Source organism: Pseudomonas asplenii (genome assembly GCF_900105475.1).
Classification (GTDB): domain Bacteria; phylum Pseudomonadota; class Gammaproteobacteria; order Pseudomonadales; family Pseudomonadaceae; genus Aquipseudomonas; species Aquipseudomonas asplenii.
Window position 1 is genome coordinate 103,359 of sequence record NZ_LT629777.1, and the last position, 14,646, is coordinate 118,004.

Here is a 14,646-nt window from a genome sequence, read left to right on the forward strand (position 1 = left end):
GGCTTTCTCCGGGCCCAAAAAAACCGCTCGAGGGCGGCAGATAAGATCTGGGTACTGATCAAACTGATGGTGCAGTCGATGCCTTCACCTATACTTGATCGTTGGCCGAACCGATCCAGACAGGTCCGCCAGGACGGTGCCCGGGCGCCGGAAAATCAACTGACTGAGGCCAATCGCGCAGCGCTTGCATGTACATCAGCAGTTCATTGAACTGTTCATCTGAAAGCGTGGTGGGCACGTTGATTTCCTTTTGGTCCCGGTGCCGGTCGCGAATCCCCATGACTGCCGACAGTGCCTGATCCCGCCATGCCCGCTCCCGGGCGGCAGACTGCTCTGCCGTAGGACTTGGGGCAACGACAACAGGCAGTCCGTTTGCATCCGGCATGATCACCTTGCCAGCAGCTTCCTCAGAAAGCAGTGCATCCCGCATGCTCGCGGTGATCTGCTGCCCACCATTGTCGGCGAGCGAGAAAGCAAATCGGGCGTCAGCCTCGATCCATTTTGCGTAGATCATAGTTATTCCTTAATTTAGTTTCCGATAGCGAACCATTTCATCGCGCCCGGAGCAGAAAGCACAGCTGCGGCTGTAAAACCGGTGGTCGAAGCCGATCGATAGGACTGATATTGGCCCGCGAATGCCGAGGTGCTGTCGAAGTTGGCAGCGACCAGTGACAGATAGTGAAGGTTCGCCGGAAACTGCAAGGGAAACGTCACGCTCGTGGCGTTGGTCGTGCCCCACTGAATAACCAGACCACCCAGCCAGGCAGGAAACGCCACGAAACCACTCGGAGCAAGACTCATTGCGAAACCAAGCCGGAGTTTTTTCGAGGTCACGAACGACTCGTTGTCCACACCAGCGACAACCTGCTCCTGAGTTGCAACCTTCGCGGTTCCTGGCCGAGCCTCAGTGGCAGGAACCACTAATTGTGCCAATGCCGAAATGTCTATGTTTGCCTGGTTGATCGGTGCGCTCCATGCCTTGATGCACCACATCACCGCAAGATTTCGAGGACGAGTTTCAGCGGCAACACTTGGTGCTCCATTGACACCGTCTGAAACTATGGTTGCAGCCTGTATCGTATTGGCATTTGTAACGGCCAACGCGATATTGGGTCCCCCAGCCAGGCCAAATGGACCTACAGAAGCCCCTGAATAACTAAGGACATGATTATGCCCTTGCATGGAATTGACCTGATAGGTGCCCACAGCACGACCAGTATCCACTCCTCGCCCGTGATCCCAACCCCGCAGAAACTCCCCACGCGACTCCGGCAAACGGAAATAGCCGGCAGGCTCCGTACCATCGTTGAACGTCGTTCCCAGGTACGCATAAAGATCCGGATAGACCGCGATGCTTTGCACGCTATGGTCGGCTTCGAGAAAACCTGCCGGTACCGTGCCTTTCGGAAACGGCACCATGGAACCCACGGGGAGCGACGAAGCCTTTCTCACCAGCGCTTCGACCTCATCCTTGGTATAGGCGTTGGTAATGCCATACTCAGCCAGCGTCGTGCGAACCTTCTCGGGCGGCAACGAGCTTTGAATAATCGTCCGAATGGCGACCAGCAACTGGTCATGAGCCGCTTCGGACGGTTCAAGTCCACCGGCCTGGACAATACTCAGCAACTCGTCCGTCACCAGGTTCCCCCAACTCGCCGGAATCAGCGAACCGGGAGCGCCGGTAATCGGATTATCATCAACAAACTTGCCATTCGACAGCCCGACACCGGGCACACTTTTCGGATAATCCATTTACATCTCCTCTAACCATCATTGACATGCACCTTCCATTTGAAAAAACGGGTGCGTTGTTCAGAGCATCTCTGCCCCCATTTTTTTGAGCCAAACACTTCACAATTCAAAGCGACCCCCTAACTTTCGAAAACATGTAAAATAGAAGATTCAAAACTACCAGATTACTACTACGACAAAGGTAGAATCCCCAACAAGGTCAGGCACATTTAATAAAACCAAAAGGAGTAACTCACGTCACCCAGAGGGCTGACGTATCAGAAAATTACCTTTATCTCTTTCAAATTATTTTGGGAGCTCCGGCCAAACCACATCGATTGGAAAACCTGCTTGCTGCGCTACACGATTCAAGGCAACACGATACTGCTTCCAGGCTTTGAGCAGCGAAACCTCATCCGAGGTTGCCTCATCAAGGTCCACGGCGTCCTGCAAGGGCCCCATGCGATTAGCTGCAGTTACCAGGAGGCTGTCTCTCTTTGTATTGGCCTGCTCAATCAACTCCTCACGAGTAGGAGGAAGCAGAACTGGATCAGGTGGGTTTTCCTTCGTATACCACTCGTCCGGAGAAACATCTTCCGAACCATTCACAGAGCGCCATCCCTGACCATCATTTCTTACTGCATAACCACTCATAGAGAGTCCTCCCAACCTGCACAATAAACCGTCATCGAGCCGCCAGAAGAAGTAGCGCTCGCCCAATAAATCGAACTACTTTCCAGTTGAAGCATCGTACGGGCTCCAGTCGCCGTCTGATAAGACCCAGCAGCAAGTGCAACAGGACTATTGATCGAGACAGTCGTCGAGTACGAATTACTGGGTACAACATATACCCAGGAAATTTGACCAGCCAGTGGCAGCACCTGGATGCCGACATCGATCACAGGCGCTGTTGGAGGTAGATAACTAGTCACTGATATGGCTGTCCACAGCGCTACAGAGGCAGTGGTAGTCGCCATGACCGGAAGGTTGGCGACGTTGCTTCCAGCGACAACCTTATACTGGACACGTTTTCCAACCTGGGTAAAGGAAAGTGGGTACTTGTTGGCAGTGGAATCAGTTCTGATCCAGCCAACTCTTGCCTTGAGAGTGTACCCCGAAGGAAGAACCGGGGATGTGGTGCTCAGTGAGAGCAAACCTGCCGTTCCGGCAGTTCCCGAAACAACCCAGATGCTATACCAGGTCGACGCAGCCAAAGCACCGGTATCCAGACCGTTCACACCCACAACAGCGGCGTTGATGTTCAGACTGACAGCACTCAGGTTTTTGAATGTAGCGTCGCTACCGACCACCAATTGATCTGCGGCAACACTCACCAGCGAACTCAATCCAGATGTCGAAACCGCGAGCCCCTTGTACGAGCCAACGACCGCGAGTTTCTGCGTGCCCTGAACTTGAGCAGCCAGCGCTGCAACATCGATATTTCCCTGATTGATCGGTGCGTTCCAGGCCTTGATGCACCACATGACCGAAACGTTTCGCGGGCGTACTTCTGAGGCAGTTCTAACAACTTTCGATGCGTCAAAGCTCACGTTCGAGAGCTGTCCGCCACCACTCGTGAAGTTCCCCGCGTTACCGAGCGCAGTGAAAGGACCACTCGGCGCTATGGATGAGATATCGTTGCGTACACCGCCGACAGAACCGGTGATGTTCTGCTGTGCATCCAACTGGACGGTGCCGAGTTCTCGCCCGGTATCAACCCCGCGCCCGTGATCCCACCCACGCAGAAACTCCCCACGCGACTCAGGCAAACGGAAATTCCCTGCCCCCTCATCACCCTTGTTGAACGTCGTACCCAGATACGCCGCCAAATCCGGATAGGTCGCAATGTTCTGCACACTGCCATCGACCTCCAAGAACCCTGCCGGCACAGTCCCCTTGGGAAACGCCATCATCGCCCCGACCGGCAACGCAGTGGCGTTCTTGAACAGCGCCTCGACCTCCGCCTTGGTATACGCATCGGTAATCCCATACGCCGCCAGCGTCGTGCGAATCTGCTCCGGCGGCAACGAACTCTGGATGATGGTCCTGATGGCCTTGAGCAACTGATCGTGCTCCGCCTCCATCGGCTCCAGCCCGCCAGCCTGAACCACATTGAGCAGTTCCTCGGTCACTGCATTCCCCCATGCCGCCGGGATCAGCGAACCGGGCGAACCATTGACCGGATTTTCATCGACAAACTTGCCATTGACCAACCCAATGCTGGGCGTGCTTTTTGGATAATCCACGTATCCGTCCTCTTCAGTCGTAATTGATGTGCACCAGCGTGTGCGCCGGGGCTGTGCGGTGAATCAGGCATTCCAGGGCGCTGCCCGGGTTGGCGCCGAAGCGCTCGCCCCAGTAGCTGGCGCCGAAACGACGGCCCAGCAGCAGGCGGCCGCCGGTGTTGAGCGTCCACATGAACTGCGCCGTCCAGGTACCGAAGCGCGCCTGGCCAAAGCGGGCGCGGCCCATGCGCGGGGTCTGCTGTTCGGTAATGGTGGCGTTGGGATAACCCTGGCTGCGGGCGATATCCAGGAAGTAGCCGATGCTCTGGTCGCCCACCGCCAGCAGGCGCCGACGCACTGCCAGGCGGCGGTCGTCGAACAGCGGCTTGGGGCCCAGGCACGGGTCGGGCAGGTTCATCACCCGCTCCCAGTCCGGCACCAGTTCGCTGACGGTCACCGGGTCCACTTCGTTGAGCAGGTCCACCGCCCGGGCATCGACCCGGGCCAGTTCCTGGGCAATCCCCAGCAGCACCTGCTGGATCTCCGGAACCAGCTCCGGGTCCCAGGCGGGACCAGCCGGCAGCAGGCTGCGCAGTTGCTCCTGGTATTGCGCGGCAGTTCTTATTCCAGCCATACGCAGCCTCCGAAGGTCAGCAACTGGTTGGTGGTTGCTGGCACATCGGCGGACGGGGTGACCAGCAAGTGGTCGTTCTCGCCCGTGGCACTGCTGATGGACTCGGCGATATGGGTCAGCAGCAAGGTCTCGCCGAGGCCGCCCTCACGCTTGTGCAGGTCGCGCAGTTGCGCTTCGACAGCGGCACGGGTGGCCGAGGTGTCCGGCACCAGGCGCAGGGTATAGGTCACCGGCACCTGTACCGGCGCCAGTACATGCAGCTCGGCAGTCACTGGGCGCAGCGGCTCGATATAGGCCTGGACCAGGGCCAGTTGAGTCGCATCAGGGATCGGCACCGGATCGTCGTCACGCATGACGAACAGGCCGACGGTGCCTGGCCCGAGGTAATTGCCGCGACACCAGGCACGGGTGATGCCCGGACACTCCAGCGCCCAGGTTTCGTAGTCGGCCGCCGAACCGCCATGGGGCGTGACACGGTACGAGCGGATGACCCGGGAACGCAGGGACTCGAGACTTTCCGCCGCCACGCCACCGCTCAACCCGGGGGCGAGCACCGTGAAGGTGTTGCCGATGCCCTGCACCGGCTGGATCGGAAACAGCGTCAGGCCGGCATCGGCATTGCCCAGGCTGCCGGCATCCAGCGCCTGGATCTGCGCGGTATTGCTACCCGCGCTGGTGGTGCCTCCCTGGGTCACCTTGTAGCTGCGGCCGTCATTGCTCTGCAGCAGGGTGTCGACGTCCAGCACCGCACCGGCGGCAGCGGTAAAACTCACGCTGCCGGTGGCCGCCTGGGCGGCCTTGCGCGGTTGGTGCAGACGCAGTGCGGCGATGCGCTCCAGGGTGGATTCATCGGCGGTGTCGGGCAGGATCTGCTCGGCAATCCAGTCGAGGTATCCATACAGGCCAAAGGCCGCGCCGCTGAGGGTGCGGGCCAGGACCTGGGCATCGGACTGGCGCAGCGCATCGCTGGCCAGGTCGCTTTGGGTGCGGTTGATCAGCACCGGCAGCGAAGGGGTTTCAAACGGCATAAGTCACCTGCCAACTGTGGTTCGGGTTGATATCCAGGCGCTCGCCGCCGGCCAGGGTCAGAACCGTTCGCAGGTTCAGCCGCTGGGCGTCGAGCCGTTCGGTTTGAATCTCGATGGCGCTGCAATGGCCGTCGTCGATCAGCCATTGCAAGGCTTCACGGGCATAGAATTCGGCATCGAGCTGGGTCTGCGCGGTCAGCTTGACCCGTCGCAGCAGCCACAGCCGCGAGCCGATACGATCGTTGGCGACCATGGGGAAACTGTCGCCCCACCAGCCGTAACGCTCATCGTCGTCAATCGGGTCGTCGCTGCTGGCGCGACGCCAGGTGAACAGGCTGATCAGCACCGAACGGGTCAGCGCCGCCTTGAGGTTGTTGGAAACGAACATCAGGCACCTCCCGCCGGTACGCCAGTCTGGCCACCGCCTGGCTGGATGCCGCCGTGCACGTGCTGCATCTGGCTGATACCGCCGGCGACCTGATCGCCCTGGGAGACGATCTTGCCGGTCTGGGTCAGGGTCGGGCTGTCGAGGTGGATGGCCGTGCTGGCGCGGATGTTCAGGGTGCCGGTGTCGATATCGATGATCCGGCCACGCTTGAAGTGGATGCGGTCGCCTTCGTCGGTGTAGAGGGCGATTTCGCCGGGGGCGAGGTTCTGCAGGCGGTAACGACGGTCGGCGACCACCAGCACGATGCCGTGGGAACGGTCGCCACCGAGGAAAGTCGCGATGCCTTCGGCGCCGGCCAGCGGGTTGCTGGTGAAACCGTAGGGTTCGAAGTGCTCCACGTCGTCGTTCACTTCACCGGCGGTCAGGCGCATTTGCAGCGATTGCAGTTTGTTGGCCGAGTTGGCAAGCACGACGGTGCCGCGCGCCAGCAGGCGGGTCAGTAGGCTCATGAGGGTTCCTTGGGCGAGCGGTGTGTCAGGAAATCTTGGGTGTTTGGGAGATGGCTATCGCCAGCAAGCCGGCTCCCACAAGGTGCGTGGCAGCACACAAAAACCAGGCTCGCCTCGCCCCTTGTGGGAGCCGGCTTGCTGGCGATAGCGGCAGAACCGGCACCGCAGATGACGTGGTTAACTGGTCCTGGCCTTCGTCGGCGTGGCCTCGAAGACCTCCGGCGGCGCCACTTCCAGGGTGGTGATCGAACCCTGTGCGGACAGCGAATAGGTGATCCTGGAGATCAGCATGTCCTGGTCCACGTCCAGCACCGGGTCCTTCACCCGCACCAGCAGGTTGTGCCGCCACAGGTCACCGTTGGACTGTCGCCAGCCCTGTACGCTGTAGGTAGTAGCCAGGGCCTTGCCGACGCGGGTCTCCCGTTCCCAGTCGGCCCGTTGCTGGGCCAGTTCCGGGGTGAGCTGGACACTTTCGCTGATCACCGTGACCCGCTTGCGCAGCGGGTTGGCCTCACTGGACACGCCGCTGACTTCGCTCACCGCGCTACCGCTTTTCTGGTCGCTGCCCTTGTGCTGGCCGATCACCCGGTACTCGGAGAACACCGCGCTGTAGTCCCGCGCGGTGCTGGCCGAGAGGATGTTCTTGCCCAACTCCAGCACATCGCTGGCGCGCCCGGCACTGCCGGGTTTGGCCAGCACCAGGTTGCCGTTCGCATCATCGGTGGAGAACACCCGATACAAGGTCAGCAAACGGTCAATGGACTTGAACACCGTCTCCCCTGGCACGATGCTGTGGGTCTGCAGCTTGGTGGTTTGCGCGATCTCGCTGCGCACGTTGACCTGGTAGGGTTTGGCGAGTGCCTCGACGATCGTCAGCAGGCCCTGCTGACGCCATTGGCTCGGCTGGTTGATCGCCGCGCAATCGACCAGGTCGCGGGTCAGCGAACTGCCCTCGATGGTCAGGCTGATCTGCTTGCCGTCATAGCTGATGGGCGCCTTGTAGACATGCCCGGTGAGCACCAGATCGCAGCCGATCAGCACCTGGCAGCGGGCGCCGGCCTTGATCGGCACGGCCAGGGTCTGCCCCGGCCATTGCCAGGTGATGCCCAGCTTGAAGGTGCGGAACTGGCGCTCGAGATCGGCACTGATCTCGATGGCCTTCCAGCCTTCGTAGCTCAGACCGTCGACCAACAGGACGACGGCGTTGTCGATATCGTTCATGGCTTACTCCCGGGAGATCTGCAACGGTGCTGGCGGGACGAAACCGGGGTGGGCAATGCGATTGCGCTGCACCACTTCCCCGACCCGCGTGGCATCGCCGAAGTTCTTGTAGGCGACGACCAGCGCCGGCAGGTTGCTCTTGGGCACCAGATCAATCAGTCGCACACCGTTGGAGGCCACCGCGTTGAGATGCTGCACCAGCGCCTGGCGCACGGTATTGAGCGCCTGGTAATGCACCGAATCGGCCTTGAGCGCCGCCTGCCAGATCGCCTCGTTGAGGTTGTCGCGCAGCGCCAGCACGTCATCGACCACCGGCACATCGGCGCGCTGCACCGGCTGCTGGGCCTGTTGCGCCAGCGACGGGGTGACGGCCAGCTTCACCGCCTGGGTCGCCGCCGGGATCACCGACACCAACTGGGCGATCTGCACCAGCAGGGCATCCTGGATCAGGTTCACCGTGGCCTGCGAGGCCGCAGCGGTGTCCTTGCCAATCGCCAGTTGCGAGGCGTCGAGGGACTTGGCTTCCTCGACCTGTTTCGACAGATCGGCCAGCATCCCGTGATAGCCCTGGACCGCAAAGTCCTTCAAGCCGCGAACTTCGCCGACCAGGCCACGGACCTCGCCGACCAGTCCATTGAACTCGGCCTTGACCTCCCCGAGCACGCCCTTGACCGCCGCGCTCACCTGATGGGGAAACTCCTTGACCGTACGGACCAGGGCATAGACATTCGCGTAGGTTTCGATCAGCGGCTGCAACTCCCGTTCGATCACCTGATACGCCTGGGTGATGCCCTTGCGCAGGTTCTCCACGCCGACCCGCGCCTGGTTGACCAGTTTCATCGCCTCATCGAAACGGCCCACCGAGGCGTCGAGCAACTTGCTCGACGCCACCTGCAGTTGCTCCTGGGTGTTGACGATGGGCTTGGGGAACTGCAGCGGCTGGTCCGGGTAGAACTTCAGGTTGAAGGTCACCAGTCCGCCATCCTGGCGGGTCTGGGTCATGTCGCATTCGCCGACCTTGACCTGCATCCGTCCCAGCCATGGGTGGACCAGTTCGCCGCTGCCCTCCTCCAGCGCCTTGAGCAGGTTGTCACGTTGCTCCAGGCAATCGGCGCCGACGATAAAGGCGGTCAGGTCATGGATTTTCGCCTGCTGGCCAAGCCGCTCGAAGAACGGCTGGTCGCGCTGGGGATATTCATGCAACTGGCCTTTCTGGCCGACCGGGGTCTTCGCCTGGTCGACCCAGAACGGCACGCCGCGAAACGACGCCGGCAACAGGCGATCACGCCAGTTAGTCGCCATAGGCACCTCCGAGGGAAAGCGAGCGGTAGCCGACGGCAGACGTCAGGTTCAGGCCCGGTTGGTTGGTTTGGGGTTGGTCGACACGCAGGCCCTGAGGCGCGTTTTCGAAACGCACGGTCAGTCCGCCTTCGAGTTGGGTACGGTTGTTGGTGGCGGTTTGCTGGACGAGCAGGTTGGCGTTCTGCGTCAGGCTGCTGCCTGCCCCAGTGCTTTCGTCACGCTCCCAGAAGAACGAATGACGTCCATCTGCGGTTGTCACGGCATTGCGCTGTTGCTGCTGCTCGGTCCAGTCCTCCACCTTGCCCGTAATCTGGGTGACGAAGCCTCCGACATGGCCACCGAGCCACTCCCGGATCGGCTCAAACAGTTCCTTCAACTTCTGCACCCAGCCAAAGAACCAGCCGATGATCGGCTCCCAGTTCTTGATGATCAGGTCCAGCGGTAGCCAGTCGAATATTCCCTTGAGAAAATCCATGACCGGTAGGGCCAACGCTTTCAGCAATCCCCACATTGCGCTGAAGAAGTCGGCCAAAGGTCCCCAGTTGTTGATGACTATTCCCATCGGAGTCCAGGAAAACACCGTCAGGATAAAGTCGAGATACGCTGCAAGACCGGTTTTGATCGTGTCCCAATGACTCGAGAAATAGTCACTGATCGCCCCCCAGATCCCCATGAAAAATCCCGAGAGGGGTTTCCAGAAAGTGACAATCAAGGTAGCCGCGGCCGCTATACCTGCTGCCACCAGCCCAACAGGCGAGGACAGTGCAATAAACCCGGCAGCTGCTCCGGCAATCGCAGTGAATGCCAGAGCGCCAGCTGCCAAGCCTTGTACCAAGGCTGGATTGTTCGCGACGAATTGTCCGAACTGGGTAGCCAGAGGTATCAACGCGGTCACGATACTGTCGAAGGCTGGTAGCAACGCCTGACCGATCTTCAGGGAGATTTGATCCAGGGCCTTGCTGAGCGCCGCCACATGCTGTGCAGTTTCTCCCAGTACCTGCGCAGATGACTTCTGGGCAATCGGTACCTTGGACACGGTTCCGATTGAAGGCGTTACAGGGGACACAGCTCCTGAACCGTTTGAGACTTCGCCCGCCTTCGGTATCACCTGCAGCTGCGACGCTTTACGTGCGAAATCCGCCTGGGCCTGGCGATCCTGCTCGTTGATAGCGGCCTTGAGTCCATTGGTAAAGGGCGCCAACAAACCACCGCCCTCCAGATCCACCTTATCAAGACCGCTGTCTGTGAATCCCGTTTTCAGGTCACCGATCTTGAAGTTGAACCCTCTGGTTTTTTCGTCAGGACTTTTATCCTTGTCAGTGCCTTGGTCCTTGTCAGTGATTTTTTCCTGATGAGTGCTTTTATCTTTGAGAGCCGCACTGACCGTCTCCACCAAAGCCTTCAAGTCCTTCACGTGGACGAAGTCCTTCAAGCGGACATTACCTGGTTTCTTCTTAGCCATCACTGCACCTGCTGCATCGCATTGATCCGTTGCGCGTGCTCCAGGGACTCCCGGAGCACATCCAGTGGCCTTGCCATCATCTGTTCGGGGTCAACCTTCCAGAACCAGGCCAGGTCATAGGCGACCGCAATCAGTTCGCCGATGGCTGCGATGCCGCACTCATGAAAAAACCCGCCACCGCCCAACTCAAGGTATTGAGGTCGGACAGATCCAGCTGGTTGACCGACGACGGCGGGATGCCGGCGCAGACCGCGATGTACTTGGCCGCGACATCCATGTCGAGGCTGACCTCTTCGCTCTTGTCGATCTTGTACGGCAGCGCCTTGATCGCCCGCACTTCCTGCACCGTCGGACGGCGCAGGGTGAGTTCGTCGAGGGTTGCGCCGTGGGCTTCGATGGGCACCTGCAGCTTCATCGGCTCGCTCATTGCCAGGTCCCCTTGATGCCTTCGAATTTCAGTTCGATGGCCGCGTCATCACCCTTGATGACCGGCTCCTCGACCAGGTAGGCACCGGCCAGGACGTAGACCTTGCCGTTGCTGAATTCGCAGGTAACGGTCATGTCGGAACCGGCGATCAGTTGCTTGAGGGGGAAGTCCGCGGTGTGCAGTGCGGTAACCTTGAAGGAGGGAGCGATGTCGGTTTCCTTGTAGAAACCCGGCACCACCGTTTCCCGTTTGACGGCCATCAGGGGCGCTTCGCAGCCGCCGTTGATGGTCAGTTGAGCGCCGTCCACTTTGACGTAGCAGGTGCCCGCAATCAGTTGTCCCATGGTGTATCTCCAAAAAATAAGCCCGCTCATGGCGGGCTGAAATGAAACCGTGAAGAGGACGCGGCTCAGGCCGCCGCGTCGTACTGCAGACGGAACTGGTTGAGCAGCGCGAATACGCGCAGGCCGTTGACGTAGTCAGGCGGGAACAGCACGTTGACCCGGCTCGGGTCCTGGCTGTCGCGCTCGACGATCAGGTGCTCGGCGAACAGTTCGGCGTTTTCCACGTGGCCTTCCAGTTCGAGCTTGGCGTACTGGGCGATCAGCTCACCGCGGATGGTGCTCGGGGTGACGATCGGCTGGCCGGCGCCGAAGCGGGTGCCATCGGCAGCCAGTTTGTGGCGGCCGTACTTGCTGGTGATCACGCTTTGCAGACGGCGCACGATGAAAGCCGACTGGTGCATGGTTTCGCTGTCCAGGTAGGAGTTGTCCGCCTGACCATAGGCATTCTTCTGGTAGGTGGTGATCGCCCGCTGGATGCGTACGTAGCCGCCTTCGTAGTAGGCGGTGGCGACACCGTAGCTGAGCAGCGACTGGCGCTCGGTCAGGGTGAAACGCTCGCTGGCCGCGGCCGGATCGACGCCCGGCAGGCTGCCGCTCTGCGTCGGACGGCTGGCGTCAGCCGAGATGAACACCGAAGTGCGTGCAGCCAGTGCGGCGGCCTGAACCCAGACCGGTTGCGGTACGCCCTGCTCCATCGCCAGGATGGTGACGTGCTGGTCGTTGCGGGTCTGACCGGCAGCGACCAGCGTGCCCACGGTGCCACGCTTGGCGGTGTAGACATGTCCGAACAGTTGCTTGGACCAGGACCAGCGACCGACGCTGTCATCCATTGCCGCCTGCCAGGCATTCAGCGAGGCCACGTCGGACCAGGGCTGGCAGATGAACTCGAAAGGCTCGTCGCCCAGTGCCGCGAGGGCCGCGACCTGATCCGGAATACCGGCACCACCGGCCATCTTCGCGCTGACGATGGTCAGGCCGGCCGGGGTTTCCTCGCCGTTGCTCTTGCCCAGGCGGTTGAATTGCAGGCTGATGTCGTTACCGCTGTCACCGGTCCATTTGCAGCTCAGGGTGACGGTACCATCAGTGGCCACGGCGCTGACCGGCAGGTCGGCGGCGGCATTCACTTGCAGCGCCAGGGTGCTGGCGACCTGGGCGGCGGTCTGGCCGCTGACCACGGCGGCCTGTACGCGGACACCGCCGACATACAGATTGAGCACACCGCTTTCGGTGGCGGCGCCGGTCAGTTTCAGGTCGGCCTTGGCAATCGCGCCGGTGGTGTTGCGCAGCGGCAGGCACCAGATCTCGCCGACCGGGTCGGCCTTGCGCCAGGTGTCGTACATGGCGGCGAGCATCGAACCCTGACCGCCGATGCTCTTGGCCAGGGCGACGCTGGAGACCAGCACCAGGCTGCCGATTTCCGGGCTGGTGGCGTTGTCGTTGACCTGGGCGACGATCAGTCGACGCAGGGTCGACGACGCGCTATTGGCCGCCGAGTTGTCCATCTCGGCGTAGAACAGCGGAACACGCAGGTCCGAAGGAATGTTGCTGAATCCGATAGCCATTATTGGGCTTCCTGTGGTTGTGCCGCTTGCACGGCGGAAAGGGTGATATCGCCATCGGCCTGGCGGCGGCGCCACCAGGCGCTGTCAGCCACTTCGCGACCGGCGACCGGCAGCAGGTCGCCGGCTTCCGGATCCGGTACGGCGCGGCCGGCGGCCGGTACTACGTTGATGCGTTGAGTCATGGTTTTACGTTTCCTGAAAAAGCCAGCTCCAGGCGCCCATCGGGGCCAGGGCGATGCAGATTGGGGTCGGCGGGGTCGATGGCATCGACCCGCACCGTCACCCCGGTAAAGGACGGCAAGCCGTCCAGTTCACGCTCATGCCAGGTTTCCGCCGGGTCGGTGGCGCGGTTGCGCCCCAGTTGGAACTCGGCGAAGAAACGCAGGCGATACAGCAAGCGAGTGGCATTGATCGACACCAGCCGGCCGCCGCCGTATTGCAGGGGCGTGTAGAAGGTGTCGGGCTTGAACCCCACCAGCGCGCGCCAGAGTTCGGCGCGCAGGGCGTGGAGTTGATCGAAAGGGGCCTGGCCGTTGCTGGCGTCGAGCACCAGGGTCAGTTCCAGGCGGTCGCGGATGGTCTGCCGGGAAACGTTCTGCGCGGTGTTCTCGGCGGCCAGGTCGCAACGAACGGTGATAAAGGCTGACGGGGTCGGCAGCGTGGTGTTGCCTTGCAGCAGGTCCAGGTCGAGACCGGTGGAAATGTGCTGGGCAAGGCTGGGGCATTCAGCACGCAGTTGCGTGATGATCGGGGTGATGTTCATGGGGGATACCGGACATTGAAAACCCGCCGCAAGACGGGTTCGACTGACGATTGTTCGCCTTCGGAGAGCCTACATCCCAGCAGACCGGGCGCCGCTTACTGCCCGAGCAACTCCAGGCCGTAGGCCATGTTCAGCGACTTGGTCAGCGAAGTGCCCAGGGCGAATACTTCCGTTTCAAAAGTGAAGTAGGCGTTCTGCTGCGCCAGCGGCACCAACGACGGCGCCAGGGTATTGAGGGTGTACGAACCCGAGCCGGTCAGCCCTTGTTTGCTCACCGTGGTGCGGGTGCCGTTCAGGTCGGCGGAGACGCGGATCACGTAGTTGAGGGTGCGCTCAGGGTTCTTCGGGTTGAGCGTGACCTTGATCGAGGCGAGAGTGCCTGCTGACTTGACGATATCGGTGATCACAATCTTGTAGTGGGTCAGGGCATTGTCCACAGAACCACCGCTGTTACCGCAGCCGCCGACACGACCGGCAGGCAGGGAGAAATAACCCGCCGGACGATAGGTGCCGGGGATCGCGCAAGCAACAATGCCATCTCGCGCCGCTGCGATACGATAGTTGGCATTCGCCCCCAGGCTGTCGTTGGCGGAAATCACCACCCACGGTTCGCTCAGGCTCGGCAGTTCCTGTGGCTTGATGATGGTCAGGTTCTCCTCCGGAGTACGGTAGCGAATGGACTTACGGGTCGGGCAGTTTCCGGAGAGAATATTGGCCTCGACCGTCAGGTAGCCGATGGGCCGGGACATGTTTTCGCATTGCTGGATCTGCGCCGCCTGGGCGTTGATGGAGGCCAGCAGCGAGCTGGCGGCAATCGCCGCGAAAACGAACAGTTTTTGATGGAACGTCATGGTAGTGACCTCAAGATCGAATGGATGAGGCGCGCACTGGCGCGCTGGACGATTCGCTCTGGGGCGATGGTTGGAGACGCTCGGTCTTCATGTGGTTGAGTGCCGCGCACCGCGAGCACTTGATCTGGATCTGGCTGAATTCGCCGATGCGGGCCAGCAGTCGATTGCATTTGCCGCAGCGAAAATCTTGCAACATCGG

Annotated in this window: 18 protein-coding genes; all 18 read right to left on the reverse strand. The window is 60.9% G+C overall.

Annotated elements, in window-relative coordinates; genetic code table 11:
• Positions 1-88: 88 nt before the first annotated feature.
• A complete protein-coding gene (locus BLU37_RS00525; protein WP_232000446.1) occupies positions 89-514 on the reverse strand; it encodes a phage tail assembly chaperone in 426 nt (141 codons plus the stop codon).
• A gap of 14 nt (positions 515-528) precedes the next feature.
• Complete coding sequence (locus tag BLU37_RS00530; protein ID WP_090201913.1) at positions 529-1,752, reverse strand: phage tail protein; 1,224 nt, start codon at positions 1,750-1,752, stop codon at positions 529-531.
• A gap of 285 nt (positions 1,753-2,037) precedes the next feature.
• Positions 2,038-2,385, reverse strand: a complete 348-nt coding sequence (locus tag BLU37_RS00535) for a tail fiber assembly protein (protein WP_090201914.1) — start codon at positions 2,383-2,385, stop codon at positions 2,038-2,040.
• Entirely contained in the window at positions 2,382-3,977 is a 1,596-nt protein-coding gene (locus BLU37_RS00540) for a phage tail protein (RefSeq protein WP_090201915.1), read from the reverse strand. Before BLU37_RS00540 ends, BLU37_RS00535 begins: the two co-directional genes overlap by 4 nt.
• 13 nt (positions 3,978-3,990) lie before the next feature.
• A complete protein-coding gene (locus BLU37_RS00545) occupies positions 3,991-4,590 on the reverse strand; it encodes a YmfQ family protein (RefSeq protein ID WP_019363383.1) in 600 nt (199 codons plus the stop codon).
• The gene (locus BLU37_RS00550; RefSeq protein WP_090201916.1) at positions 4,578-5,618 is read right to left on the reverse strand and encodes a baseplate J/gp47 family protein; all 1,041 of its coding nucleotides are present in this window, start codon (positions 5,616-5,618) and stop codon (positions 4,578-4,580) included. Before BLU37_RS00550 ends, BLU37_RS00545 begins: the two co-directional genes overlap by 13 nt.
• The gene (locus tag BLU37_RS00555) at positions 5,608-6,006 is read right to left on the reverse strand and encodes a phage GP46 family protein (RefSeq protein WP_090201917.1); all 399 of its coding nucleotides are present in this window, start codon (positions 6,004-6,006) and stop codon (positions 5,608-5,610) included. Before BLU37_RS00555 ends, BLU37_RS00550 begins: the two co-directional genes overlap by 11 nt.
• A complete protein-coding gene (locus BLU37_RS00560; RefSeq protein ID WP_090201918.1) occupies positions 6,006-6,515 on the reverse strand; it encodes a phage baseplate assembly protein V in 510 nt (169 codons plus the stop codon). Before BLU37_RS00560 ends, BLU37_RS00555 begins: the two co-directional genes overlap by 1 nt.
• Positions 6,516-6,692: 177 nt before the next feature.
• Positions 6,693-7,736, reverse strand: a complete 1,044-nt coding sequence (locus BLU37_RS00565) for a phage baseplate assembly protein (protein WP_090201919.1) — start codon at positions 7,734-7,736, stop codon at positions 6,693-6,695.
• A 3-nt stretch (positions 7,737-7,739) separates the two neighbouring features.
• Entirely contained in the window at positions 7,740-9,038 is a 1,299-nt protein-coding gene (locus BLU37_RS00570; RefSeq protein ID WP_090201920.1) for a DNA circularization protein, read from the reverse strand.
• Positions 9,028-10,500 carry a phage tail tape measure protein gene (locus tag BLU37_RS00575; protein WP_232000448.1) on the reverse strand — a complete coding sequence of 491 codons (1,473 nt, stop codon included), beginning with the start codon at positions 10,498-10,500 and terminating at the stop codon, positions 9,028-9,030. The genes BLU37_RS00570 and BLU37_RS00575 overlap by 11 nt, the downstream gene beginning before the upstream one ends.
• A gap of 130 nt (positions 10,501-10,630) precedes the next feature.
• Positions 10,631-10,927 (reverse strand): phage tail assembly protein, encoded by a 297-nt coding sequence (locus BLU37_RS00580; protein ID WP_026007905.1) that lies wholly within the window; start codon positions 10,925-10,927, stop codon positions 10,631-10,633.
• Positions 10,924-11,271, reverse strand: coding sequence for a phage tail tube protein (locus BLU37_RS00585; RefSeq protein ID WP_010451233.1), 348 nt, complete (start codon positions 11,269-11,271; stop codon positions 10,924-10,926). The genes BLU37_RS00580 and BLU37_RS00585 overlap by 4 nt, the downstream gene beginning before the upstream one ends.
• Before the next feature lie 65 nt (positions 11,272-11,336).
• Entirely contained in the window at positions 11,337-12,833 is a 1,497-nt protein-coding gene (locus BLU37_RS00590; RefSeq protein WP_090201921.1) for a phage tail sheath subtilisin-like domain-containing protein, read from the reverse strand.
• Complete coding sequence (locus BLU37_RS00595; protein ID WP_090201922.1) at positions 12,833-13,015, reverse strand: DUF2635 domain-containing protein; 183 nt, start codon at positions 13,013-13,015, stop codon at positions 12,833-12,835. Before BLU37_RS00595 ends, BLU37_RS00590 begins: the two co-directional genes overlap by 1 nt.
• Positions 13,012-13,596: a phage tail terminator protein gene (locus BLU37_RS00600; protein ID WP_090201923.1), complete on the reverse strand. Its 585-nt coding sequence runs from the start codon at positions 13,594-13,596 to the stop codon at positions 13,012-13,014. The genes BLU37_RS00595 and BLU37_RS00600 overlap by 4 nt, the downstream gene beginning before the upstream one ends.
• 95 nt (positions 13,597-13,691) lie before the next feature.
• Positions 13,692-14,447 (reverse strand): hypothetical protein, encoded by a 756-nt coding sequence (locus BLU37_RS00605; RefSeq protein ID WP_090201924.1) that lies wholly within the window; start codon positions 14,445-14,447, stop codon positions 13,692-13,694.
• Positions 14,448-14,457: 10 nt separating this feature from the next.
• Positions 14,458-14,643 carry a Com family DNA-binding transcriptional regulator gene (locus BLU37_RS00610; RefSeq protein ID WP_010451188.1) on the reverse strand — a complete coding sequence of 62 codons (186 nt, stop codon included), beginning with the start codon at positions 14,641-14,643 and terminating at the stop codon, positions 14,458-14,460.
• Positions 14,644-14,646 lie beyond the last annotated feature (3 nt).

Bases quoted from the DNA above. Each gene is read 5' to 3' on its own strand.
- BLU37_RS00595 (WP_090201922.1), bottom strand. From the start codon at position 13,015: ATGACTCAACGCATCAACGTAGTACCGGCCGCCGGCCGCGCCGTACCG.
- BLU37_RS00600 (WP_090201923.1), bottom strand. From the start codon at position 13,596: ATGAACATCACCCCGATCATCACGCAACTGCGTGCTGAATGCCCCAGC.
- BLU37_RS00560 (WP_090201918.1), bottom strand. From the start codon at position 6,515: ATGAGCCTACTGACCCGCCTGCTGGCGCGCGGCACCGTCGTGCTTGCC.
- BLU37_RS00530 (WP_090201913.1), bottom strand. From the start codon at position 1,752: ATGGATTATCCGAAAAGTGTGCCCGGTGTCGGGCTGTCGAATGGCAAG.
- BLU37_RS00610 (WP_010451188.1), bottom strand. From the start codon at position 14,643: ATGTTGCAAGATTTTCGCTGCGGCAAATGCAATCGACTGCTGGCCCGC.
- BLU37_RS00535 (WP_090201914.1), bottom strand. From the start codon at position 2,385: ATGAGTGGTTATGCAGTAAGAAATGATGGTCAGGGATGGCGCTCTGTG.
- BLU37_RS00565 (WP_090201919.1), bottom strand. From the start codon at position 7,736: ATGAACGATATCGACAACGCCGTCGTCCTGTTGGTCGACGGTCTGAGC.
- BLU37_RS00575 (WP_232000448.1), bottom strand. From the start codon at position 10,500: ATGGCTAAGAAGAAACCAGGTAATGTCCGCTTGAAGGACTTCGTCCAC.
- BLU37_RS00585 (WP_010451233.1), bottom strand. From the start codon at position 11,271: ATGGGACAACTGATTGCGGGCACCTGCTACGTCAAAGTGGACGGCGCT.
- BLU37_RS00545 (WP_019363383.1), bottom strand. From the start codon at position 4,590: ATGGCTGGAATAAGAACTGCCGCGCAATACCAGGAGCAACTGCGCAGC.
- BLU37_RS00580 (WP_026007905.1), bottom strand. From the start codon at position 10,927: ATGAGCGAGCCGATGAAGCTGCAGGTGCCCATCGAAGCCCACGGCGCA.
- BLU37_RS00590 (WP_090201921.1), bottom strand. From the start codon at position 12,833: ATGGCTATCGGATTCAGCAACATTCCTTCGGACCTGCGTGTTCCGCTG.
- BLU37_RS00605 (WP_090201924.1), bottom strand. From the start codon at position 14,447: ATGACGTTCCATCAAAAACTGTTCGTTTTCGCGGCGATTGCCGCCAGC.
- BLU37_RS00570 (WP_090201920.1), bottom strand. From the start codon at position 9,038: ATGGCGACTAACTGGCGTGATCGCCTGTTGCCGGCGTCGTTTCGCGGC.
- BLU37_RS00550 (WP_090201916.1), bottom strand. From the start codon at position 5,618: ATGCCGTTTGAAACCCCTTCGCTGCCGGTGCTGATCAACCGCACCCAA.
- BLU37_RS00555 (WP_090201917.1), bottom strand. From the start codon at position 6,006: ATGTTCGTTTCCAACAACCTCAAGGCGGCGCTGACCCGTTCGGTGCTG.
- BLU37_RS00525 (WP_232000446.1), bottom strand. From the start codon at position 514: ATGATCTACGCAAAATGGATCGAGGCTGACGCCCGATTTGCTTTCTCG.